The following is a 24,603-nucleotide window of genomic DNA, read 5'->3' as shown; positions in this document are numbered from 1 at the left end:
TTTTGTATGAATACGGCTTTATCTGCATGAACAAACGCCGCCAGAATCCCCCGGACAAGGGCTGGACAAGATAAAATGTCATGGTTAATAAAGCGAATGAGAATAATACGCATTGGGTTTATCGCTGTAAATAAATATTACAGACGGGGGGCGTCCACACAGGCCTTTTAAGGTCAAGACCGTGGGCGTCGGCCCACACCGACTTGGGGGACGGCCTATCGCCGCCACCCCCCAAGACCCCCCGGGCTCTTTCACTGCGCGCTGTCGCGGGCACGACGGACGTGTTTCGTGGCTATAGTAAGTGGCGCAAATCCAGGTGCTTCGCACTGCCTTCTCTCGGTGTTACTCGGCCTGCGGCCTCGCCCTTCGGGCCGTCACTTCGTGACGTTGTCTCGCAGAGCTCGACCCGAGCCACAGGTCTCGAAGCCGCTCCGTTCAGCTGAATTTTGAGCACGCCAGTCAACCTTTTTAAAAGATAAAAAACAGTATGCCGTTGAATTTAAGATCGTGGGGGCGATTCAGAAAGCTTGCTGAACGGAGCGGCCTGAAGACCTCAGGCTTCAGGACCGAGAGAAGGTACCGCGCAGCGGCAAGATTTCCAGCCTGTCGCGGAGATACCTGAAACATAGCCAGCGAGCGGAGCGCGTATTGAAAAAGCGAGGGGAGTTCAGAGGGGAAAAGCCTTTCCCCTCTGGTCGGTTTCGGCGCAGCGCGTCATGTGACCGCAGCACTTGAGAAACCGAAATATTCTCGATCCAGCCATCACGGCGAGTGAGAAACCGAAATATTCCCGATCCAGCCCTCACCGCGAGTGAGACCAGTTTGCAATGAAAAACCCACCTTTTAGCCATTAAGAAATCTAGACATCTAAACGTTCGTTTTGTAAAGTGTCACCACCTGCCGGATTAACGATTGATTCGGCTAAGAAAAATACAACGGCGGTGGCACGATGATCAGTAACATTAAAATCCTCGATGGTGGCATGGGGCGCGAACTGGCCCGCATGGGGGCCCCTTTTCGCCAGCCTGAATGGTCTGCACTGGCGCTGATGCAGGCTCCTGAATTTGTTCGGGCTGCTCACGATGCTTTTATTGCTGCCGGTTCTCAGGTCATTACCACCAACAGTTACGCCGTTGTGCCGTTCCACGTGGGTGAAGAGGTTTTTGCGGAGCAGGGCGCTGCACTGATTGCGCTCTCCGGCAAGCTGGCTCGCGAGGCGGCGGATGCGGCACGGGCTGCCGTGCAGGTTGCGGGTTCGCTCCCTCCGGTTCTCGGATCTTATCGCCCGGATCTGTTCGAGCCAGTGGCGGCCAAAAAATTACTGCAAGTGCTGGTGGATAACCTGACGGACAGCGTTGATGTCTGGCTGGCGGAAACGCAAAGCTCTGTTGCAGAAGTCGAAGCCGTGCGCGATGTGCTGGGCGATGACCCGCGTCCGCTGTGGCTGTCTTTTACCTTGCAGGACAATCTCGACGATCAGGGTAATGCGCTGCTGCGCTCCGGTGAAGCGGTTGTCGATGCGGTCAGTGTGGCGCTGCGGGTTTCTGCGGCGGCGGTGCTGTTCAATTGCAGCCGTCCTGAAGTGATGGCGACTGCGGTGAAAACTGCACGAGCGGCGCTGACGGCACAGGGATCTCAGCTTGATATCGGCGTGTATGCCAATGCATTCGAGCCTTCCGATAATAAACGCGGTGCCAATGAAGGGCTGAGCAAAATGCGTCAGGACACTGATCCTGCCGGTTATCTCGATTTCGCGAAAGACTGGGTGGCGCAGGGTGCGACCATGGTCGGCGGTTGTTGCGGGATCGGGCCTGAACATATTGCCGCGCTGAAACAGGCCTTCGCCAGATAATATCCATCACCAGATAACATCCATAAAAAGAATAAAACGCATATTAATGCTGAAGATGCATTCTTCGCAGACAGGGGAAAACCATGATTGATCGTCGTTCATTTATTAAAAGTGCGGGCGCACTTTCCGTTGCTGCGGCTACCCATTCACTGTGGCTGGGCAATGCCTTTGCTGCGGAGGCAGAAAAACCGAAAAAAGGCGGCCATCTGGTCGTCGGCGTGGACAATGCCTCCAGCACCGACCGTCTGGATCCGGCATTCTGGTTCGAAACTTACATGTATTTCGTCGGTTCGCAGATGTTTAACAATCTGGTGGAAATCGACGAAAACGCCAGACTGGCACCGTCACTGGCTGAAGCCTGGGCCTCAACCGATGGCAGCAAAACCTGGGTGCTGAAAATCCGTCAGGGCGTGCAGTTCCATGATGGCCGTTCGCTGGGCGCGAAAGATGTGGTGTATTCCCTCAATCATCACCGGGGTGAGAAATCCACCTCGCCGGTGAAAGGTTATCTGGACACCGTCAGTTCGATTGAAGCTACCGGCGACCATGAGGTCACTGTTAAGCTCACCGCACCGGACGTCGAATTCGTCTGGCTGCTGAGCGCCGTGCATTTCGCCATTACTGCTGAAAATGAAAACTTTGATAAAGGCATCGGCACCGGCGCATTTATCCTTGAAAAATTCCAGCCGGGTGTGTCCACGCTGACCAAACGTAATCCGAACTACTGGAACAGCGAACGCGGGCATGTTGATTCTGTCGAAACGCTGGCGATGAACGATTCAACAGCCCGTGTGGCCGCACTGGTCAGTGGTTCGGCACAGCTGATTAACCGCGTGAATCCGCGCATTGTCAGCCGCATCGAACGTATGCCGAACCTGAAACTGGTACGGGCGAAAGACAGCATGATTTACACCTTCCCCGGGCTGTCAAATCTGGCGCCGTTCGATAATGTTGAAGGCCGTCTGGCGCTCAAATACGCCATCGATCGTCAGAAAATTATCGACACCGTGCTCGGCGGTTACGCCAGCGTGGCGAACGACAACCCGATTTTCCCGTCGAACCGATACTTTGCGAAAGATATTCCGCAGCGTCCGTACGACCCAGAAAAAGCGCAGTTCCACTGGAAGAAATCCGGTTTCAGCGGCCCTCTGACGCTGAATGTCGCCGATGCCGGTTTCCCCGGCGCGGTCGATGCCGGTCAGCTTTATCAGCAATCCGCCGCCAAAGCGGGCATTAACCTGAATGTGGTGCGCGTGCCGGACGATGCGTTCTGGAATGATATCTGGCAGAAAAAAGCCTTTGTGTCGTCGAACTGGGCGAACCGTCCGACCGCCGACGCGCTGCTCTCTCTGGTGTTCACCAGTCAGTCTTCCTGGAATGAATCGGCGTGGCACGTACCGGCTTTCGATGCGATGGTCAAAGCCGCACGCGGTGAACCGGACGAAGCGCGCCGCAGGCAGATTTACCATGACATTCAGGTGATGCTGGTTGATCAGGGAAGCGAGATCATCCCGCTGTACGCCGATGCGCTCGACGGTTGTTCCGCCAAAATCAAAGGGTTTACATCCGTTCCGGGAATGCCGCTCAGCGGTAACCGTGCGGCAGAGAAAGTCTGGATTGAAGGCTGAACCGGGTAAAAATATGTCTGACTTATCTGCACAACAGAAAGTGACACAGCGGCCTGCGGGCCGTTTTTCGCAACACCGTTCCGGCTTGCTGAGCATGGTACTGGTGCGGCTGTTCTATGGCGTGCTGGTAGTGCTGGCCGTTTCCGTGCTGATTTTTGCCGGTGTACAACTGCTGCCGGGCAATGCGGCGACGGCGATCCTCGGTCAGAGCGCCACGCCCGATGCTATCCGCGAACTGAATTTTCAACTGGGGCTGGATAAACCGGCGGTCAGCCGTTATCTGAGCTGGCTGGCGGGTGTGCTGCACGGCGATTTCGGCACCAGTTTTTCGAGTCGCGAAGCCATCAGCGGTCCGTTGTTTACCCGCCTGGGGAATACACTGTTTCTGGCCGGATGTACCGCCGCGATTGCGGTTCCGCTGGCGCTGCTGATCGGGTTTATTTCTGTGCGTTATCAGGGCAGTATCATTGATACACTGCTCAACGTCATCACCCGCGCCACGGTGGCCCTGCCGGAATTTTTCTCCGGTTATTTGCTGATTCTGATATTTGCCATCACGCTGGCGTGGGCACCGAGCAACAGCAGTATCACTGCGGATATGCCGCTGGCGGCCAAACTCTCCGCCATTTCCCTGCCGTGCGCCACACTGGTACTGGCGATCCTCGGTCATATGAGCAACATGACCCGCGCTGCGCTGATAGCCGCGCAAAGTTCGGCGTATGTGGATACCGCGTTGCTCAAAGGGCTGTCACCGTCGCGCATTTTATGGCGTCACGTATTGCCCAATGCGGTGGGGCCGATCATCAATGTCGTGGCGATCAATCTGGCCTATCTGATGGTCGGTGTGGTGATTGTCGAGAACGTATTTGTTTATCCGGGACTCGGGCAGTACATGGTCGACAGCATCAGCAAACGCGATATTCCGGTGATGCAGGATTGCGCGTTGCTGCTGGCAGGTATTTATATCCTGCTGAATTTGCTGGCGGATGTAATGGCGCTGGTCGCTAATCCGCGTTTACGCCATAACCGCTGAATCTTAGGAATTGCTGTAATGCCTGCATTAAAACCTGCTTCGATACTGGGCCTGCTGGTGCTAAGCCTGTTTATCCTTATCGCCATTTTTGCCCCGTGGCTGGCCCCGCACACGCCGGATCAGACGATCGGCATGTCGTGGGATTTACCGGGGCCCGGTTCCATTCTGGGCACCGATAATCTCGGCCGTGATCTGCTTTCCCGCCTGATCTGGGGCACACGGGTTTCCCTTGGTGTGACCGCACTGGCGGCACTGGTGGCGTTTATCGTCGGTTGTACGTTCGGGTTTATTGCCGGACTGCGCGGCGGCTGGCTGGATCAGGTGATTTCCCGCTGCAACGATATTGTGATGGCTATTCCGACGCTGATCCTGGCGCTGATCGTGCTGGCTGTTTTGCCGAAAACCATTCTGGTGCTGACGCTGGTGCTTGGCCTGCTGGAATCAACCCGTGTGCTGCGCGTGGCCCGATCCCTTGCAGTGGATATCGGCGTAATGGAATTTGTTGATGTGGCGCGGTTGCGCGGTGAAAGTCTCGGCTGGATCCTCCTGCATGTGATTTTACCCAATGCGCTCCAGACGCTGATCGCCGAATTCGGCCTGCGTTTTATTTTTATTCTGCTGTTTCTCTCTGCGCTGTCATTCCTCGGGCTGGGTATTCAGCCTCCGACCGCTGACTGGGGCGGACTGGCGCGCGATAACAAAGACGGCATTTTGTTTGGCGTCTGGGCGGCACTGGTGCCGGGGGGCGCAATCGCGGTACTGGCGCTGGCAGTCAACGCCGTGGCGGACTGGCTGATAAGCGGTGAGCGTCGTGTGTGGGGGAAAAAAGCATGAATGAGCACGTACTGAGTATCGAAAACCTGTGCGTGGTGTCGCAGGGTAAAAATTCGCGCACGCTGGTGGATGATGTCTCTTTCACTGTGAAGCGCGGTGAAGTGCTGGGTCTGATCGGCGAATCGGGCGCAGGCAAATCCACCATCGGACTGGCTATTCTCGGGCATTGCCGGCAGGGGATGCGCATCCGGTCCGGCAAAATTGCGTTCAGCGGACAGGAACTGACTTCGCTTTCTGAGCGCCAGTTGCGTCAGGTGCGCGGCAGAAAGATTGCTTATGTCGCGCAGTCTGCCGGAGCGGCGTTTAATCCGGCGATCACCCTCGGCGAGCAGGTCATTGAGGCAGCGCTGAAACACAATGTGTATCCCCGCCGTCAGGCGCAGGCCAAAGCCATTGCTCTGTTTGAACAGCTTGGTCTGCCGGATCCACAGGCGTTTTATCAGCGTTATCCGCATCAGGTTTCCGGCGGTCAGTTACAGCGCGCGATGATTGCCATGGCGCTGTGCGCCGGGCCTGAGTTGTTGATTTTCGATGAGCCGACCACCGCACTGGATGTCACCACCCAGCTCGGCGTGCTGAAAGCTATCAGTGATGTGATCCGTTTTTCCGGCGTCGCGGCGATTTACATCAGTCATGATCTGGCGGTGGTGGCGCAGATAAGCGATCACATTATGGTGTTGCAGCACGGTAAAACAGTTGAACAGGCGGGAACGGCACAATTGCTGAGCCAGCCACAACAGGTTTACACCCGCCGTTTGCTGCATGCGCAGGGTGGGAACAAAACGCCGCAAACGGGTCATGCACCAGCAGCACTGGATATCAGTAACATCAGTGCTCGCTATCATGCACAGCCGGTACTGCAAAATGTTTCGCTGAGTTTGCCGCGCGGGCGCACGCTGGCGGTGATCGGTGAATCCGGTTCGGGGAAATCGACGCTCGGTAAAGTGATTTGCGGGCTGCTTACCCAGGAAAGCGGAGAAGTCAGTCTGAATCAGCAAGTATTGCCCGCCAGTTTGCACCAGCGCAGCCGCGTTCAGTTGCGCGATATACAACTGATCCATCAGATCCCCGACACGGCGCTGAATCCGAAAGAGCGCATTGGCAGTCAGATTTCCCGTGCACTGGCCTGCTTTACGACCCTGAACCGCAGCCAGCGCGAGGCCAGGGTGAGTGAACTGCTGGCGCAGGTCGGATTACATGCCGAACTGGCGGCGCGTTTTCCTGCCGCACTTTCCGGCGGGCAAAAACAGCGCGTGTGTATTGCGCGGGCGCTGGCAGCGGAGCCAAAAGTTATCGTTTGCGATGAACCAACCTCGGCGCTCGACCCGTTAGTTGCCCGCGATGTGCTGGCATTACTGCGCCAGATCCAGCAGGACACCGCCATTTCTTACCTGTTTATTACCCACGATTTGCAGGTAGTGCGCGAAATCGCCGATGAAGTCGCGGTGCTCAGACAGGGTGTGATTGTGCGTCAGGGACCGGTCACCTCCGCACTGGCCGAACCGCTGGATGATTACACCCGCGAGTTGCTGCGATCCGTGCCTGAAATGCGGGTTGGCTGGCTTGAGGAAATGTTTGCCTGATAATGCTCCTCTCCTGCAGAGGGGAGGAGCAAAAGCATTTATCCCTCTTTACACTTCCCAATATTCACATCACTAAAGATTCCCTTATTTATACCGATAACCTTTAAGAATTAATTAGATTATTAGAAAGTAGTTCCGCTATGTAATCAATATTTTGAATTATTTTTCATTGTATTAATTTTTAATGGCCAGGAAATAAGGGAAATAAAATGTGTAAACTGATCAACAGTATGCGTGTCGGCGCCCGTTTAGGGACAGCATTCGGCCTTATCATTTTGCTTTTAGTGATTGTCAGCGCTATCGCCATTACCAAAATAAGCAACATCAATAGCAGTATTGACCAAATAGTCAGTGACCGTTACGTCAAAGTCCGGCTGGCATTTGACGTCCGCGACGGCGTAAATGACCAGATTAAATATCTGCGCGGCATCGTCATTGATACTAAAAATCCTGAGCAGAATAAGAAGCGTTATGTACAGCTGGATGACACGGTTAAACAAACCAATGTCGCAATGGACAAAATCGCCGCTATTCAGACGACCATGACCGGCAAGCAAAAAATCAAAGCGTTGCAGGAGGCGGGGCAAACATTCGAAACCGCCAAAGAGCAACTGATTGCCTTAGCCCGTGCCGGTGATATGGAGGGGGCGACCGAGTTTGTTCTGCGTAAACTGACCATTTCGCAAAATGCGTATCTGGACCTGGCGACCGCGTTTGCTAACTCTCAGGATCAGCAATTACAGGCCGAAGGTAAAACAGCGCTGGCCGATGGTGCCACCGCCATTCAGCTGACGCTGATTTTCTCTGTGTTGGCCATTTTAATGGCAGCCGCGCTGGGTTATTTCCTGACCCGCTCAATCACCCGTCCGCTGCATACTGCGGTGAAAGTGGCAGAAAACGTAGCGGCCGGCGATCTGACCACGCAAATCCAGGTAACTTCCCAGGATGAAACCGGGCAGCTCATGCAGGGGCTGAAAAACATGAATGAAAATCTGCTGAGGATCGTGACCGAAGTGCGTGCAGGCACGAATGCCATCACCAGCGCATCCGGTGAAATTGCTGCCGGAAACCTGGATTTGTCTTCCCGTACCGAGCAGCAAGCCAGTTCACTGGAAGAAACCGCATCCGCTATGGAACAGATGACAGCCACGGTGAAACAGAATGCCGATAATGCGCGTCAGGCTAATCAGCTGGCGGCGCAGGCTTCCCGCGTGGCGGTGCAGGGCGGTGTAGTGGTCGGTGAAGTCGTGAACACGATGGAAGGTATCAATATCTCCTCGCGCAAAATCGTCGATATCATTGCAGTGATTGACGGTATTGCTTTCCAGACTAACATTCTGGCGTTGAACGCTGCTGTTGAAGCGGCGCGTGCCGGTGAGCAGGGGCGTGGTTTTGCCGTGGTGGCTTCCGAAGTGCGCAATCTGGCGCAACGCTCTGCCAGTGCCGCCAAAGAGATCAAAGTGCTGATCGATGATTCTGTGGCGAAGGTGGATAACGGCACGCAGCTGGTCGCCAAAGCCGGTGCCACCATGGCGGAAGTGGTGTCCAGCGTAAAAAATGTGACAGACATCGTCGGCGAAATTGCCATTGCCAGTAACGAACAAAGCACCGGGATTGAAGAGATTAACAAAGCCATCAACCAGATGGATGAAGTAACTCAGCAGAACGCCGCGTTAGTTCAGGAAGCCTCTTCGGCGGCGCATTCGCTCAACGAGCAGGCTGAGCGTTTGTCGCAGGCCATCAGCATTTTCAAAGTCAGCGCGGGTTCGGCGACAGCAGCGGTGCGCAAAGCCTCTCAGACGAAAACACCGGCGTTTCTGTCAAACCGACAGACGATCCCCGGCGTTGAGGAAGGAAACTGGGAAACGTTTTAAGCGTGATATCACGGCTTTTTTCTGCTCAAAACCCGACATTCGTGTCGGGTTTTTTACTTTCTGCCCCTGCTTTTGCCATAATCCCTTCGCCAATATAAAGGAGAAGGCTTTGATGATGAAAAATACCCTGCGTAAAACCGTCCTGATGGCGGCGGCTGTGGTGCCAATGCTCGCATTCAGCGCGGCATCCTGGGCGCAAACGGCTACAAAAATGACGTCAGTGCAGCAGCAGCTTGCCGCGCTGGAAAAAGACAGCGGTGGCCGTCTTGGCGTGATGCTGATTAATACCGAAGACAACTCCCAGATTGCTTACCGCGCCGATGAACGTTTTGCGATGTGCAGCACCAGTAAGTTCATGGCCGCGTCAGCCATTCTTAAACAAAGTGAAACGCAAACGGAACTGCTGAACCGGCACGTCAGCATCAAAAAATCTGATCTGGTAAATTACAACCCGATCACCGAAAAGCACCTCGGTACGGGGATGACGATCGGCGAACTGGCTGCCGCCGCCTTGCAGTACAGCGATAATACCGCCATGAATAAACTGATCGGGCAGCTTGGCGGGCCGCAGAAAGTCACGGAATATGCCCGCACGCTCGGCGATAAAACGTTCCGTCTGGACCGCACCGAACCGACACTGAACACCGCCATTCCGGGCGATGACCGCGACACCACATCACCGCGAGCGATGGCGCTGAGTCTGCAACACGTCGCGCTGGGCAGCGCACTGGCTGAACCGCAACGTGCGCAACTGGTGGAATGGATGAAAGGCAACACCACCGGCGCGATGAGTATCCGCGCGGGGCTGCCTGCGACCTGGGTGGTTGGCGATAAAACTGGCAGCGGCGATTACGGGACAACGAATGATATTGCGGTGATCTGGCCGGAAAATAAGGCTCCGCTGATCCTGATTACCTATTTTACGCAGCCGGAGAAAAATGCGAAATCCCGTCGCGATGTGCTGGCTTCCGCAGCAAAAATTGTTACGCAGGGGTATTGATGACGTAAGCATCAGACGGCGGAAGGGGACTTTCGCCGTTTTCAGACTTTTAAGACACTTCCTCTTTCTGCCTGCCGCCCTGCTTTATACTCTTTCCCTGTAATCGGATGTTTTTATAAGAATTTTAAACACTTTTGGAAAGGGAGTTTATCCATGGCAGGTTCTTTATCCCGTTTGATCCGTATCACCTGTACTTCTGCATTACTTTTCAGCTTTGCCGCCGTTGCCGACCAACAAGGCAGACAACAACTGCAAGATCAATTCGCTGAGAAAAACCGGCAGCAGCATGAACAGATGTTACAGTCTGAGCGTCAATGGCGCGAGGACAGCCAGAAGTCTGCCAATGAATATCATGAGCAGATACAGCGACAGATCAAAGAGCAGGAAGACACCACAACCCGTATTCAGAACGAAGCCATCGCTACCCATGAGAAACGCGACGCTGAAGCCCGCGAGGCGGCAAGACAAAAACGTGAGCAGGCAGGCGATCCTGAGCGCAACTGAGCCTGACGGCTCAGGGACGGTTTAACGCCCGTTTTTCCCGTTAGTCACCTTGACCAGACATTTTCTTCTGACACGTCGTTTTTAAGAATCCCATAATCCTGAAATCATGAGATCTTGGGATTATCCATTGTCGCCAACGTTCCATGAGGGTGTCGCGCTGGATAAGCTTTACCATAATGTTTGACTTAATAATCTGAATAATGAGGTAAAGATCAGGGCGTATTGTTTATATACGCGTGAAACCTAATTCAGTATTATTTTTGTAATAACCGGACTCTATGCCGCTGTAATATATTTCAAAATTTATATCTGGCGGCTATTCAGCCATTTACTCCCTGATGCTTTAATGTCATCACTCATATCACCGCCTGCGCGCTATAATTAAACAACTTTCCTGAAAGACTGTTCACGCGTCGCTATCTGTGCAGCGACATCATGTTAAGCGGGTCTGCCGGTGCAACAACACTGCCCGATTTTAAGGCTGTCCTGTCGCGTGTTTACGGGGGGTTTAGCAAGCCGGAGGGGCTTTTTAGTGCTTTATTAATGACCGTGTAACTCAGTTAAGTCAGCATGATCGTTCATTAAATCAGCAACATATTGATTCATATAGGAAAGAATAAACAAATCTATACAAAATAAATTATTGAGGTGGGGGCAAAAAAGCCATATATTGGCCGCGTTTTTCACACGCTGGTAATTTTTTTAATCAAATTTATTCAATTGTGGCGTTCTAATAACCCACGGTTGTAGGAGAGATATGATGACGGATAAAGTCCGTATTGACAGTTTAGGTGCGAATTCATTAAACGGAAACAATGAAACCTATTTGGCGAGACAAGCTGAATTTGAATCGAATGTTCGGAGCTATCCACGTAAATTGCCTCTGGCAATTGCGAAGGCCAATGGCGTTTGGATCACTGATGTTGAGAATAATCAATATCTTGATTGCCTGGCTGGCGCGGGGACGCTTGCTCTTGGACATAATCATCCGGACGTGCTGCAAAGCATCCAAAATGTCATTACCAGCGGCTTGCCGTTACATACACTGGATCTGACAACCCCGTTGAAAGATCAGTTCTCTGAATACCTGCTTTCTTTATTGCCACAACAGGGCAAAGCGTATTGCCTGCAGTTCACCGGTCCTTCAGGCGCGGACGCGGTTGAAGCTGCCATGAAACTGGCTAAAAAAGTCACCGGCCGTAGCGGCATTATCAGTTTCTCGGGCGGCTACCACGGCATGACGCACGCCACGCTGGCGGTGACCGGTAACCTGTCTCCGAAAGAAGCGGTTAACGGCATGATGCCGGAAGTGCAGTTTATGCCTTATCCGCATCAGTACCGCTGCCCGCTGGGCATTGGCGGTGACGCTGGCGTTAAAGCATTAACTTACTACTTCGAAAACCTGATCAACGACGTGGAAAGCGGCGTGCGCAAACCTGCTGCTGTGATCCTGGAAGCCGTTCAGGGCGAAGGCGGCGTGAACCCGGCTCCGGCTGAGTGGTTGCAGCGCATCCGTAAAGTGACTCAGGAACACGGCATTCTGCTGATCCTCGATGAAGTACAGGCGGGTTTCTGCCGTACCGGCAAACAGTTCGCCTTCGAACACGCAGGTATTGAGCCGGACATCATTGTGATGTCTAAAGCGGTGGGCGGTGGTCTGCCACTGGCTGTTCTGGGTATCAAAAAAGAGTTCGACGCCTGGGCGCCGGGTCACCACACCGGGACCTTCCGCGGCAACCAGCTGGCGATGGCGACCGGCCTGACCACGCTGAAAATCCTGAAAGAAGAAAAAATTGCCGAGAAAGTGGCTGCACAGGGCGAGTGGCTGAAAGGCAAACTGGCTGACATGCAGAAACGTTACCCGGTAATCGGTCACGTGCGTGGTCTGGGTCTGATGATCGGTATCGAGATCGTAAAACCGAACGAAGCGCAGGATCATATGGGTTGCTACCCGGCTGACGGCGAATTGTCTGCATTGTTGCAGAAAAAATGTTTCGAAGCTGGTCTGATCCTCGAACGCGGCGGCCGTAATGGTTGCGTGCTGCGCCTGTTGCCTTCCCTGCTGATCACTAACGATGAGCTGGGTATTTTCCTCGACAAGTTTGAGCAGGCGCTGTTAGCGGCTGGCGTCAAACCTGCCTGAGCGGAGTAAGAGATCCTGATGTCCGAGTTAAACCCGATTCTGGCAGGCTCAGCGCAAAGCACTGAAGCCTACCAGCAAGCCATTGCACAGAGCAGTGAAGCGGTTGTGCAGTGGCTGCAACAACCTGAAATGTATCAGGGCAAAACCGTTGCTGAGCTGCGTGAACGTATCAAGCTGGACTTCAATCCAAACGGTCTGGGTAATCAGGCCGCGATTGAACGTGCGATTGAGTATTTTTTGAAAGACAGTTTGTCTGTGCATCATCCGCAATGTGTTGCGCATCTGCATTGCCCGAGTCTGGTGGTCAGCCAGGCTGCGGAAGTGCTGATCAACGCCACCAACCAGAGCATGGACTCGTGGGATCAAAGCCCGTCAGCGACCATCATTGAGATGAAGCTGATCGAATGGCTGCGTACGCAGGTGGGCTATCAGGCTGGCGACGCAGGTGTGTTCACCAGCGGCGGTACTCAGAGCAATCTGATGGGCCTGATGCTGGCACGTGACGCCTTCTTTGCACGTCAGGGGCATTCCATTCAGCAGGATGGCCTGGTGGGCAATCTGCGTAAAATTAAAGTGTTATGTTCTGAAAACGCGCATTTCTCCGTGCAGAAGAACATGGCATTGCTCGGTCTGGGCTATCAGTGCGTTACGCTGGTGAAAACCGATGAGTTTGCCCGTATGGATCTCAACGATTTGCGCGAAAAAGTGGTACAGGCACAAGCTAATGGCGATCAGATCCTGGCCATTGTGGCAACCGCCGGGACCACTGACGCGGGTGCTATCGACCCGCTGCGTGCTATTGCTGAACTGGCGGCAGCGCATCAGATTTGGGTGCATGTGGATGCGGCATGGGGCGGTGCGTTATTGCTGTCCGAAAAATACCGCGACTATCTGGACGGCATCGAGTTGGTGGATTCCATCACGCTGGACTTCCACAAGCAGTTCTTCCAGACCATCAGTTGTGGTGCATTCCTGCTTAAAGAAGAGCGTCATTATGAGCTGATGCGATATCAGGCGGCTTACCTGAATTCTGAATTTGACGAAGCAGCTGGTGTACCGAATCTGGTATCCAAATCTCTGCAAACCACCCGTCGCTTCGATGCGCTGAAACTGTGGATGGGGCTCGAAGCATTAGGGCAGAAGCAGTACGCTGCGATCATCGATCACGGTGTGTCGCTGGCGCAGGAAGTCGCGCAATACGTGACGTCTGAAGCTGCGCTGGAACTGGTGATGAAGCCACAGCTTGCGAGCGTTCTGTTCCGTTATCGTCCGCAGACACTTGCGGGCAGCAGCGATGCGGCAATCGCATTGCTGAACCAGAAAATCGGGGATGCGTTGCTGGAATCCGGCCGTGCGAACGTGGGGGTAACCGAGCATAACGGCGTCACCTGCCTGAAACTGACTTTGCTGAACCCGACGGTCACGCTGGAAGATGTGAAAGTGCTGCTGGCGCTGGTTGAGAAAACCGCACAGGACATACTGAACGCATAAGGTTCATTTTGCGTTAACCCGCAGCAAAAACCGGTGATATGAAAGTGTCGCCGGTTTTTTTACGTCTGACAGATGTCGGGACTAAGATAATTCTTAATGCGGAATGACAGGCAAAAAAGAACCCACCGCATGGGTGGGCTATTTAAGGGTATGGTGCTTATGGTCTGCTGCTCTTTCGTCAGCTGATCTAAGAGTAATCCCAGACCCGCCTGTAATTCAAGTCATCGTCAAAAAAGAGCCACAAAGAGCACATATTTCTGGAAGTCAGAACGCTTTTTAGCCTCATCCTATGCATCCTACAGCACCTGCGTTATCCGTTTCGGGCACCGATTATCAGCGCGGTAACCAATGCAATTGAAACGAACGACATATAACCAATCACTAAAGCTCTTTTCATAATAAGCACCTCAGTTGAACGTTTTTCAGGACATCGGACTCACGCCAGAAATCATAGTAAACCGGACTGAATATAATATAAATACCGATAACGTAAGACATCAGCAAAGTTTTTCCTTTACCGTCACCCCCGGTTTTTGCCGAACTTTCCTATTCCTGGTTCTATGCTGACCCGTTTTCTATACTGAAGGTTTGTGATTAATTCCGGGAGGGAAGATGAAGTTTTTATCACATTTCGATTTTATCGCGCTGGTGATGACACCGGTGTTCTGGACCGGCGTCGCGACGATGTGCGTGGTCACGCTTGTCACGTACTGGCTGCTGAGCTGGCTGGTGTCATTCTTGCGCAAAGGCATAAAACGCTGGGGTGAGGTCAATGCGGCCAGCCACCGTATCCGTTTTATTCTGGGCGAGATCCTCAACCGGACGAGCAATTTACTGCTTTTCGTTGCTGCTTTTTTGTTCAGCCTGCGGTTTGTTAATCTGCCCGATAATCTCTACAACACCATCAGTCATGCATGGTTCCTGGTGCTGGCGTTCCAGATGGCACTGTGGTTGGATCAGGCCGTTGTCTCGTGGTTACGTCATATTATGCGTCAGCCCGGGATGAACAAAAATCCGGTAACGCTGGTGATCACCGGGCTGATTTTCCGCGCGGTAGTGTGGTCAGTGATGTTGCTGTCGATATTGGCGAATGTGGGCGTGAATATTACCGCGCTTGTCGCCAGCCTGGGCGTGGGCGGTATCGCTATCGCGTTGGCGATCCAGACCATTCTCAGTGATGTATTCGCTTCCTTATCTATCGGTTTTGATAAGCCTTTCGAAATTGGAGATTTTGTCGTTTTTAATGATGTTGCCGGTACTGTCGAACATATCGGTCTTAAAACGACGCGGATACGCAGCCTGAGCGGGGAACAGATCGTTTGCGGCAATGCTATTCTGCTCCAGCAAACGCTGCATAATTACAAACGCATGCAAACCCGGCGTATTGTTTTCAATTTTGGCATCGCGATTAATACGCCGCCGGAAAAGCTGCGCATTATTGGTGATCTGGTAAAGGAAATTATTATCGATATCGGCGAAACCAAGTTTGACCGTGCGCATTTGCTTGGTTTTGGTACCGATCGTCTGAATATCGAAGTGGTCCATATCGTCAATACTGCCGATTATAATAAATACATGGATATCCAGCAGGAAATTAATATCCGCATTATTGAAAAGCTGATCGAGCAGGGGATCGAAATGGCATTGCCGAATATGATTGTCAGAACGCAAGCTGAACCTGAAAACGGCAGACTGGACGTCACCCGTGAAGAAAAACGGGCATGATCAGCGGGAACACCGGGTTACTGCGAACGCACCTCATTACGCGGTGCCTTATTCTTTATAAGGGATAATCGATATTTTCCCGTTGTTTTCTAAGATGGCGAATTTAATCTCGTTGAGGTTAACTATCCCTTCCTGCTGGCGAGCCACTACCAGGATTTCATCTTCGGAAAGGGAGCATTTACGCAGTCGCTGATCGAGGACTTTGCCATTCTCGATGAGGATAATAGGAGAGCCATTAAGCCATAAATCAAGTTTAGGAATTTTGTTTTCCAGAATTCCTAAACCTTTATCGATGAAAATCAGTGTTCCGATAGTGATCATCGCGCCCGTAATGGAGAAGTCTTCCCCAAGCAAGGCCTGTTGTGTAGCCTCACTGATAATCAGCACCAGTATAAAATCAAAAATAGTCATTTCGAGCAGTGTCTTGCGTCCTGAAATTTTAAAAATAATAAACAGGAAAACATACATAATGGCTGCTCTGAGGACATTTTCCATTTTGACCCCCTAAGGAAAAACAATCTGTTTGAAGATAAAAGGCGAGTTATTATTTGCCGTTACAGAGAGCGTATAGATCCCAAATTCCCTTGGTTTAAGTGTGAGTTGCACGCTACCTTTATTCGCAACGCCGGGGTTGTTCGGGTAGATGATCATCGTGCCGGGGCTACGGTGTATCACGGCACTTTCGGGGCTGACGTTAATAATGTCATATTCATTCACGAATTTTCCACTGAGGGTAATATGATCGCTTTTCTCTTGCTTAACGGGATAGGCAATAATCAGCGGTGACTCGGTGTCGCTGCGCAGGTATTTTTCATAAGTGATTTGTGTCGAGGTCGGATCGTTTTGGTAGAGTGAATCGCTCAGCCAGCCCTGAGAAAACCCTCCCAGCAAGGCATAAAGAATAAACAAACCCAGCAGAAAAAAACCAATGCGCTCAAGCCGCCAAGCGGTTTTGATCCATTTAATGTTTTCTTCTACAGGCGTGGTCCTTTGTTCAAACTGATGTTGATCATCTTTGTCCATGTCGCTTTTCTCTGGTGAAGAGGTTGCGTTAAATTAGTGTGTCTGTTCCCGTGGTTTTGTCATACATGACGACATGTCGAAGATCATCGTGTCAGGTAGAAAGCCGGCTTTCCTCTGCCATGTTGCCCTGTTTGCATCCTGAAACTTTCGCAGGGGGAACACTTCTTTGATTAGCTTAGTCTTGATGATGTAAATAAGTCAAAATTAGGATTATTCTCAATGCTTGAGTATTAGCCTTTAATTTCAATATTAAAATTCCTGTGCTTAAACCTGCATATTTCCAGGTGAGAAATATAGCGTATTTTTGACACTCTATAAGGGTGGGCTAGACTGAATACTCTCAGTGATCATTATTTACTATTCTCTTAACCGGTCTGAATAAGACCTGAAAGGAAAATTAATCATGAGAGCATTGACTTATCACGGCCCGTACAAGGTCAGCGTTGATAACATGCCTGACCCGGTACTTCAGGCCAGCGATGATATCATCCTGAGAGTGACGGCAACGGCAATATGTGGTTCTGACCTGCATCTCTACCACGGGAAAATACCGGGCACCCACCATGGCGATATATTTGGTCATGAATTTATGGGTGAAGTGGTGGAAGCCGGAGCGGATGTTACTGCCGTCGCTAAAGGTGACCGCGTCGTTATTCCTTTTGTTATTGCCTGCGGAGAATGTTTTTTCTGCAAACTCAACCAGTATGCCGCCTGTGAAACCACTAACCCCAACAAAGGTGCGGCGCTTAACCCCAAAAACATCACCCCCCCGGCGGCGCTGTTTGGCTATAGCGACCTGTACGGCGGAATTCCGGGCGGGCAGGCTGAATATGTGCGGGTGCCAAAAGCGAATGCCGGGCCTTTTAAAGTCCCGGACGGATTAGCCGATGAAAAGGTGCTGTTTTTATCAGATATATTACCCACTGCCTGGCAGGCGGTTAAAAATGCCGGACTGATGCCCGGTTCGAGTGTGGCGATTTTCGGTGCGGGGCCGGTGGGGTTGTTAAGCGCAGCCTGCGCCCGGCTGGCGGGCGCTGAACAGATATTCATGATTGACCATCACCCCTACAGGCTGGCGTTTGCTCAGGAGCGGTATGGAGTGATCCCGATTAATTTCGATGAAAATGACGATGCGGCAGCCTGGATTATTGAGCACACTGCCGGACACCGCGGCGTTGATGCGGTAATCGATGCCGTTGGTTTTGAAGCCAAAGGCAGCCTTACCGAAACCATTTTGAGCAATCTGAAGATTGAAGGCAGCAGCGGGAAAGCGTTACGCCAGTGCATTGCTGCGGTACGCCGCGGCGGGATAGTCAGCGTACCGGGTGTCTACGCGGGCTTTATTCACGGTTTTTTATTTGGCGATGCTTTTGATAAAGGGCTGACCTTTAAAATGGGGCAGACGCATGTTCATGCCTATCTTCCTGATCTGCTGATGTTAATTGAATCCGGACAACTGAAACCGGAAGAAATCGTGACGCATCATATGCCGCTGGAAGATGCCGCGAAAGGTTATAACATCTTCGAAAAACGGCAGGAAGATTGCCGGAAAATCATTCTGTTACCCGGCACGCCTTCCCGCGCATCCGTCGCATAGACCTGTCGGTAACGTGAAGTTCCACCTCCGTTAAGAGGAGGCGGACGCTATCAGGATGACAGGAGCAAAACCCGGCCAGACCGCCATATCTATCTGGTTGTTTAGCGTAATCTCTTTATCGCTGAACAGCTCCCGGTAGGGCCGGTAAGCAAGATGGGGCGGCAGTACGATTTCCGTCTGCGGGAATCCCCGCGCGGGTAAACCCAGTACCAGACGCGGTGCCGCAATAATGACGGCCTCGTCATTACTCACCCGCGCAAACGCGATAACGTTTTCGGCGTGCTTCCCGGTTGCACTGAGCGGAACATAGTCGCCCTGCTGAAACAACGCAGGCTTTTGCTGGCGAAGCCCGGCGAGCGTTGCCACGACGTATTGTTTCAGCTGGCCGTTCAGCCAGTATGCCTGCTGGTTCCAGGCCGGTTTTTCATCCTGCCTTAACCGCTGTTCCAGCCGGGTGAAATCCGGCAAACGGCGGTTATCGGGATCAACAAGACTGAAATTCAGCGCCTCGCTGCCCTGATAGATATCCGGTACGCCGGGTGCCATGAGTTTTATCACCGTCTGGGTCAGGCTGTTCACCAGTCCGGCCTGAATAAATGGCTGGATCGATGTATGGAAATCTTGCAGGAAGAGCCGGTTTGCCGGTGAAAGCAAATGATGCGCGTAATCCAGCACCGCCTTTTCATAGTCTTCGTTATTGTCATCCCAGCTCGTGCGCAGCTTGGCTTCACGCAGTGCTTTTTCGACAAAACTCTGAAATCGGTCGTCGAGTTCCTGCAAACCCTGTTCATCCTGAGGTGCCAGGGTAGCCGGCCATGCGCCCGCCAGCGCCTGATAGAGCATCCATGTCAGCGCAGGGCGTGGTGCCGGGCCATCGGGAAGTATTCTCACCTTTGACTCGTTCATCCGGTGCCAGCGTTTCACGCAGGCGGCCCACTCCTGCGGGGCTTCAGTCAGCGTAAACAGTCTGGCGCGGGCATCTTCACCCCGTTTGGTGTCATGCGTGGACGTTGCGGAAAGCGCTTCCGGTTGCTCTTCGCAGCGTTTTATCATCTCCGTATGGAAGCGGCTGAGGGAGAAGGTGCGAATTAACGGTTCCGCGCCCACTTCGTTCAGCGCCAGCTCCATGTTCTGACGGAAAAAAAGCGTGTCTTCCACCGATTTAGCCATTAGCGGCCCGGTCAGTTGCTGGAAACGTGTGCGGAATAAACCGGCCTGCGATGCTGCCGCCGCGGAGGTTTCTCCACAAAGAATACGCACCAGAAACGCGAGAATTTCAGCCTGAACAGGAAGAATCGTGGCGCTGACCTTACGCAGTATCTTGTGTAAAAGTGCCGCGTCTTCCGCAGGCATGCCCCGTGGTGTGCCGTAAGTGCGGTACACCGGGAAAGCGATCAGTAATTCGCGCAATGCGGTGCGGATATCATTTTCTTCATACGGCGCGTCTTCTGTCCCGGCAATATCGGTAGCCAGTTTCCAGAGTGCAGTGAATTCACCTTCGAAATTTTTCTCCACCATCATCAGCTTGGCCACGCGCAGTTCGTTGCGCAGGTCCACCGGCTTGCCCACCACGTTATCGTAAAGCTCGCTAAGCACTGCAATATTCTCATCATTAACCAGCACATCCGAAAGCGAGGCAATAAACTCATAACCTGTCGTACCGGAAACCGGCCAGTCCGTTGGCAGGCGCTCGCCTTTGCCCAGAATTTTCTCGACCGTGATATAGCAGTCAGGCCCGGCTTTTTCCCGCAGACGTTCAAGATAAGCTTTGGGATCGGCAAGACCATCCACATGATCGACCCGCAGGCCATCGACCACTCCCGCATGGACCAGTTCGAGGATCAGCCGGTGCGTATCATCGAAAACGACGTCATCTTCTACACGTACCCCCGCGAGACCTGTGATCTCAAAAAAGCGCCGGTACGAAAGCTCGCGGGGCGCATCCCGCCAGCACATCAGCCGGTAGGGCTGGCGTTCGTGTAATGCGGCCAGTTCTGTTTTGTTCAGACCGTGTGTGTTATCTGCCGTGAGGGTGCCGGGCGCAACAGGATAATACGTCCCAAAATAGTCGAAAGCGGGCTTTCCAGTGAGGGGATCAACCTTGAGCGTAATCTCGCCTTTTTGCAGCGCATCCTCAAAAGAATCCCCGAGGAAAGGCAACGTCAGCCGACGCGACCAGTCGATATCAAAATGGCGTGCATAGCGGCTCTTTTCGCCATGTTCAATGACATCACGCCACCAGGCATTTTCGGGTGAGGCAGCCATATGATTGGGCACAATATCGAGGATCAGTCCGATCCCTGCCGCTTTCAGTGCCTGCGCCATACGGTCGAAGCCTTCGCGTCCGCCAATCGACGGATCAATTTCGTTGGCGTCGGTAATATCGTAGCCATGGGTGGAGTCAGACGTTGCCGTAAACACCGGAGAAGCATACAAATGGCTGATCCCCAGCTGTTTTAAATAGGGGATTAGCCCGGTTGCGGTGTCAAAGTTCAGTCCGTTACGGAACTGAATGCGGTAAGTTGCAGTGGGGATTTTCACGGTAAAACTCCTGGCGCAAGACGGACAATAAGGGAGCCGGGTACGGAGGTCACCGTTTCCGGCGGCCAGGCAAAAAGTGTTTCTCCCGGCAGTTCAGGAAGCGGGTGCGTGTCTTCACCGACATTCAGTACCAGCGAAAGTGTGCCTCGGGGGAATACCCATTTAACCGCGAGAAAACCGGCTGAAGTCCCGACAATCTGGCCGACTTCGCCTTTCGCCGGTGTCAGTAAGGGCACGATATGTTTCTGGCGCAACGCCAGCAGCTTGCGGGTCAGTGCCAGTGCGTTTTTGCCTTCGGGATGGGTCAGTTTTTGCCAGTCAAGTTTCGAATTTTCGAAGGTGCTGAGGGCGTTAGGGTCGGGTACGGTTTCGCTGCCGTAATCGCTGTGCCCTTCAAATTCCCGGGCGCGGCCCTCGCGAACTGCCTGCGCCAGTTCACCTTCAAAATCGGTAAAGAACAGGAACGGGCGGGTTTCGCCATATTCTTCGCCCATAAACAGCAGCGGGATATGCGGGGATAGCAGTAAAGCGGTCAGCAGAACGCGCGTACGTTCAGCGCCAGCCAGCGTGATCAGCCGGTCACCGTGTGCACGATTACCAATCTGGTCGTGATTTTGAATGAAATCGACAAAGGCTACCGGCGGCTGCCTGCGGCTGACCGCACCGCGTGGCTCACCGGTTTGTGGTGATTTTTCACCCTGATAGGCGAAACCTTCTGCTAATGCGCGTGCTGCCAGTCTCTCAGGATTTTGCGCAAAGTCCTGATAGTAGGCATGCGTTTCACCGGTGCTGAGAACATGGATGGCGTTATGGAAATCGTCATTCCATTCGGCGGTAAACAGCGGCACGTTGCCATCAGCATTGCGCGGGTGCAAAAAGATCACATTGCGGTTGTCCTCAGTGGTCAGATGCACCGGGCGGTCGGTTATCTCTTCGCGAATTCGCTCGGCGATTTCGATCAGAATATGCGGGGAAGAGGTGTCTTTCATCTGGTCGATGGCATCAAAGCGCAGGCCGTCCAGCCGGTATTCCTTGAGCCAGTACAGGGGCGCTTGCGCAATATAGCATCGGGCCGCTTCATTTCGATAATTGATGCCTGCACCCCATGCCGTTGTGCGTTGCGGATCGAAAAAATCCGGTGCGAGCAGCGGCAGATAATTCCCTTCAGGACCAAAATGGTTAAGCACAATATCCAGTACCACGGAGATGCCGACACCGTGCGCGGCATCGACAAAGGCTTTGAAATCATCCGGCGAGCCGTAAGCGGAGTGAGGCGCGTACAGCAAGACACCGTCATAGCCCCATCCGCGATTACCACCAAATTGTGAGAGCGGCAGCACTTCTATCATGGTAATGCCGGTTTCTGCCAGCCAGGCAAGTTTTTCCTGCGCGGCGCTGAAAGTGCCTTCGGGCGTGAATGTCCCGATATGCATCTCGTAAATGACCGTTTCTTCCCACGGACGGCCTTTCCAGTCAAGATTCTGCCATGTATAACCTGATGACGAGGTCACCAGCGAAGGGCCGTTGACGTCCGCAAGCTGCGCGCGCGAGGCGGGATCAGGAATAGGCAGTCCGTCGGCAAGAATGAACTGATATTCCTCACCGGGAGAAACACCGGTTGCCACAAACTCAAACCAGCCGTTTTCCTTCGGCAGCATGTCTTTGTTTTCGCCGGAAAGTCGCAGGGTCATTTTGTCCTGGCCTGGCGCCCACACCCGAAAGAGAACTGTCCCGGCGGAAATGAAACTCGCCCCCCAGCTTGTCATAAATGCATCGCGTTGCATCGATTCACCTCACAAAAGATTGAGCGATTAAGCAGGCAGTTAGCAAACGAATAATAATGATAGACGAGGATGGGCAGAAGAGGAGCCTGTCGGCTATTATGCCCCGATAAAAACCGGGGCATTAACGACAAAAATTAAGCTGTCATCAGGAAGAAGAGGTGAAAAATACAATGGAAATAACAAAAGAGACAAGGGTCCCGATGAGTAACATGCATTTGTGAGGAGTAAAGAACTTCTTGCCTGCGTTGCCTTTATGCGCCTTCACCAATAGCCACAACATCACAACGCCAACGATTATAAATATAATCCCACCTGCTATACTCGCGACTGGAGCCATATAATTCTCCTTCTTATCGGTAAATTTTAATTATAGCTCAGCATCTGAGAAGCGTTTTCCGATTGATATTAGCGGTCATCACGCAAACTCACATCAGCCGATCTTGTTTGCCCCGCCCGCGGCAGTGCGCAGTTGTGACTGTACTGATGTAGCCAACTGAACGTATAATATACCGCCGCGATAATCGTGTGGCGTCACGCCTTTTTTTACAGTGACTTAAGGTAAGTAAACCGTGTAGTAAATCGGTTTCTATAATAATGAATTTCACTTGCAGATGATAATCACACAATACCTAAGGGAATTAAATGAAGTTACTTCATGGTTTACTTTTTATGCTGTCAGTCGTGATGACCGGACAGTCCAGTGCCGCAACCACCACACTGACTGATGTCCTGGGAAATAAAATAACCTTAGAAACCCCGGTGAAAAGAGCGGTATTAGGATTCTATTTTGAAGACTATATGGCGGTCGGCGGTGAGCAAGCGTTTGATCATATTGTCGGTATCTCCCGTGAAGCCTGGCATGGCAAGGTCCCTGCGAACTGGGATATGTATATTAAACACCGCCCGTCCATCGCCAACATTCCGGATATCGGCGAAATCGATCTGCACAACGTGTCGCTGGAAAAAGTGATTAGCCTGAAACCGGATGTGGTCATTTTAGCCAGCTGGCAGTACGCCGCCCTGAAGTATGAAGTTACCCAGCTTCAGAGCCTGAATATCCCGGTTGTTGTGCTCGACTATAATGATCAAACGGTGGAAAATCATGTGAAATCCACGGAGATTATCGGGACATTAACCGGCCAGACCGACCGCGCGAATGAGCTTGCCCGGCTTTATAAAAACAACATCGCGCTGATTGAAGACAGGATCAGACAAGCGAATTTGCCTAAGCCAAAAGTTTATATTGAGTTTGGCAATAAAGGTCCGGCCGAGTATTCATTTACCTACGGCGAAAATATGTGGGGCGTGATGCTGCGTCTCGCAGGTGGTGAAAATATTGCAGCGCCTTTCGTTAAACAGTGGGGCGAAATTAACCCTGAGCAGTTGCTGGTCGCCAAACCGGATGTCATTTTTATTTCCGGCAGGGAGAACAATAAAGTCGATACGGCGTTAGAAATGGGCATCGGCGTTAATGAAGCCGCCGCAAGAGCAAAACTCAACGGATTCGCTCACCGTGACGGCTGGAGTTCATTACCGGCCATTAAAAACGACAAACTCTTCGGGGTTTATCAGGGTGCATCGCGTACGCTGGTCGATTTCACCATGGTACAGTTTATTGCAAAGTCCCTTTATCCTGATTTATTCAAGGATATTGACCCGGTGAAAAACTATCACGATTATTATAAAAAATATCTGCCCGTCATGCCGGTGGGCACCTTTGCATTATCGGCCAGCGGAGAGCCATACTGATCGTCGATGTCGCCTGCTAAACGGTCCCTTTCAATCCGGCCGTAGTCATTAAAGACGGCGCGGAACTGATAAGTTATCCGGTAATATAACGGCTTCCATGACAGGGAGCCGTTTGCTTATGTGCGCCGGGGCGCGGTGCCTGCTCAATAAATATTGTCGTTTCCTGACCGGTACCTTTAAATAATCTTCTTATATTTTCTTTAAAAGAATATGAAAGTTTATTCGTCAATAAAAATATTCCT

17 protein-coding genes and 1 other RNA gene are annotated in these 24,603 nt (G+C 52.3%); 13 read left to right on the top strand and 5 right to left on the bottom strand.

Annotation, left to right across the window (positions count from 1 at the left end; all coding sequences use genetic code 11):
* Nucleotides 1-343: 343 nt before the first annotated feature.
* A non-coding RNA gene (locus J1781_RS15550) (RtT sRNA) lies at nt 344-426 on the bottom strand.
* 523 nt (nt 427-949) lie between these two features.
* Between J1781_RS15550 and J1781_RS15545 the strand changes: the two genes are divergently transcribed.
* The 11 genes from J1781_RS15545 to J1781_RS15495 all read left to right on the top strand — a co-directional run bounded on the left by J1781_RS15545 (nt 950) and on the right by J1781_RS15495 (nt 15,667).
* The gene (locus J1781_RS15545; RefSeq protein ID WP_129953677.1) at nt 950-1,852 is read left to right on the top strand and encodes a homocysteine S-methyltransferase family protein; all 903 of its coding nucleotides are present in this window, start codon (nt 950-952) and stop codon (nt 1,850-1,852) included.
* An 86-nt stretch (nt 1,853-1,938) separates the two neighbouring features.
* The gene (locus J1781_RS15540) at nt 1,939-3,480 is read left to right on the top strand and encodes an ABC transporter substrate-binding protein (RefSeq protein ID WP_217233868.1); all 1,542 of its coding nucleotides are present in this window, start codon (nt 1,939-1,941) and stop codon (nt 3,478-3,480) included.
* Between the two features lie 94 nt (nt 3,481-3,574).
* Entirely contained in the window at nt 3,575-4,513 is a 939-nt protein-coding gene (locus J1781_RS15535) for an ABC transporter permease (protein ID WP_129953752.1), read from the top strand.
* A gap of 18 nt (nt 4,514-4,531) precedes the next feature.
* Nucleotides 4,532-5,347 carry an ABC transporter permease gene (locus tag J1781_RS15530; protein WP_129953675.1) on the top strand — a complete coding sequence of 272 codons (816 nt, stop codon included), beginning with the start codon at nt 4,532-4,534 and terminating at the stop codon, nt 5,345-5,347.
* Nucleotides 5,344-6,930, top strand: a complete 1,587-nt coding sequence (locus J1781_RS15525; RefSeq protein WP_217158790.1) for an ABC transporter ATP-binding protein — start codon at nt 5,344-5,346, stop codon at nt 6,928-6,930. Before J1781_RS15530 ends, J1781_RS15525 begins: the two co-directional genes overlap by 4 nt.
* Nucleotides 6,931-7,139: 209 nt before the next feature.
* Nucleotides 7,140-8,804, top strand: a complete 1,665-nt coding sequence (locus J1781_RS15520; protein WP_217233847.1) for a methyl-accepting chemotaxis protein — start codon at nt 7,140-7,142, stop codon at nt 8,802-8,804.
* A gap of 112 nt (nt 8,805-8,916) precedes the next feature.
* On the top strand, nt 8,917-9,804 hold the full coding sequence (blaRAHN, locus tag J1781_RS15515; protein ID WP_217138848.1) for an RAHN family extended-spectrum class A beta-lactamase: 888 nt from the start codon (nt 8,917-8,919) through the stop codon (nt 9,802-9,804).
* A gap of 153 nt (nt 9,805-9,957) precedes the next feature.
* Entirely contained in the window at nt 9,958-10,308 is a 351-nt protein-coding gene (locus J1781_RS15510) for a hypothetical protein (RefSeq protein ID WP_217233846.1), read from the top strand.
* 757 nt (nt 10,309-11,065) lie between these two features.
* A complete protein-coding gene (locus tag J1781_RS15505; protein ID WP_217233845.1) occupies nt 11,066-12,451 on the top strand; it encodes a diaminobutyrate--2-oxoglutarate transaminase in 1,386 nt (461 codons plus the stop codon).
* A gap of 18 nt (nt 12,452-12,469) precedes the next feature.
* Nucleotides 12,470-13,942: a pyridoxal phosphate-dependent decarboxylase family protein gene (locus tag J1781_RS15500; protein ID WP_217219806.1), complete on the top strand. Its 1,473-nt coding sequence runs from the start codon at nt 12,470-12,472 to the stop codon at nt 13,940-13,942.
* Nucleotides 13,943-14,554: 612 nt separating this feature from the next.
* Nucleotides 14,555-15,667 carry a mechanosensitive ion channel family protein gene (locus J1781_RS15495; RefSeq protein ID WP_129990963.1) on the top strand — a complete coding sequence of 371 codons (1,113 nt, stop codon included), beginning with the start codon at nt 14,555-14,557 and terminating at the stop codon, nt 15,665-15,667.
* A 48-nt stretch (nt 15,668-15,715) separates the two neighbouring features.
* Here the strand turns inward: J1781_RS15495 and J1781_RS15490 are convergent, their stop codons facing one another.
* On the bottom strand, nt 15,716-16,162 hold the full coding sequence (locus tag J1781_RS15490; protein WP_129953666.1) for a DUF421 domain-containing protein: 447 nt from the start codon (nt 16,160-16,162) through the stop codon (nt 15,716-15,718).
* 9 nt (nt 16,163-16,171) lie between these two features.
* Entirely contained in the window at nt 16,172-16,690 is a 519-nt protein-coding gene (locus J1781_RS15485; protein ID WP_217219804.1) for a hypothetical protein, read from the bottom strand.
* A 403-nt stretch (nt 16,691-17,093) separates the two neighbouring features.
* On the opposite strand from J1781_RS15485, the gene J1781_RS15480 reads away from it, so the two are divergent.
* The gene (locus J1781_RS15480; protein ID WP_129953664.1) at nt 17,094-18,287 is read left to right on the top strand and encodes a zinc-dependent alcohol dehydrogenase; all 1,194 of its coding nucleotides are present in this window, start codon (nt 17,094-17,096) and stop codon (nt 18,285-18,287) included.
* Between the two features lie 30 nt (nt 18,288-18,317).
* Here the strand turns inward: J1781_RS15480 and treY are convergent, their stop codons facing one another.
* Complete coding sequence (gene treY / locus J1781_RS15475; protein ID WP_217233844.1) at nt 18,318-20,828, bottom strand: malto-oligosyltrehalose synthase; 2,511 nt, start codon at nt 20,826-20,828, stop codon at nt 18,318-18,320.
* Nucleotides 20,825-22,612, bottom strand: a complete 1,788-nt coding sequence (gene treZ / locus J1781_RS15470) for a malto-oligosyltrehalose trehalohydrolase (protein WP_217233843.1) — start codon at nt 22,610-22,612, stop codon at nt 20,825-20,827. The genes treY and treZ overlap by 4 nt, the downstream gene beginning before the upstream one ends.
* A 642-nt stretch (nt 22,613-23,254) precedes the next feature.
* Here treZ and J1781_RS15465 point away from each other — a divergent pair.
* Nucleotides 23,255-24,361, top strand: a complete 1,107-nt coding sequence (locus tag J1781_RS15465) for an ABC transporter substrate-binding protein (protein ID WP_129953660.1) — start codon at nt 23,255-23,257, stop codon at nt 24,359-24,361.
* Nucleotides 24,362-24,603 lie beyond the last annotated feature (242 nt).

This window comes from Rahnella perminowiae, from assembly GCF_019049695.1.
Classification (GTDB): domain Bacteria; phylum Pseudomonadota; class Gammaproteobacteria; order Enterobacterales; family Enterobacteriaceae; genus Rahnella; species Rahnella perminowiae.
The sequence above is the reverse complement of the archived record's forward strand: the minus strand, read 5'-3'. Positions and strand labels throughout refer to the sequence as shown.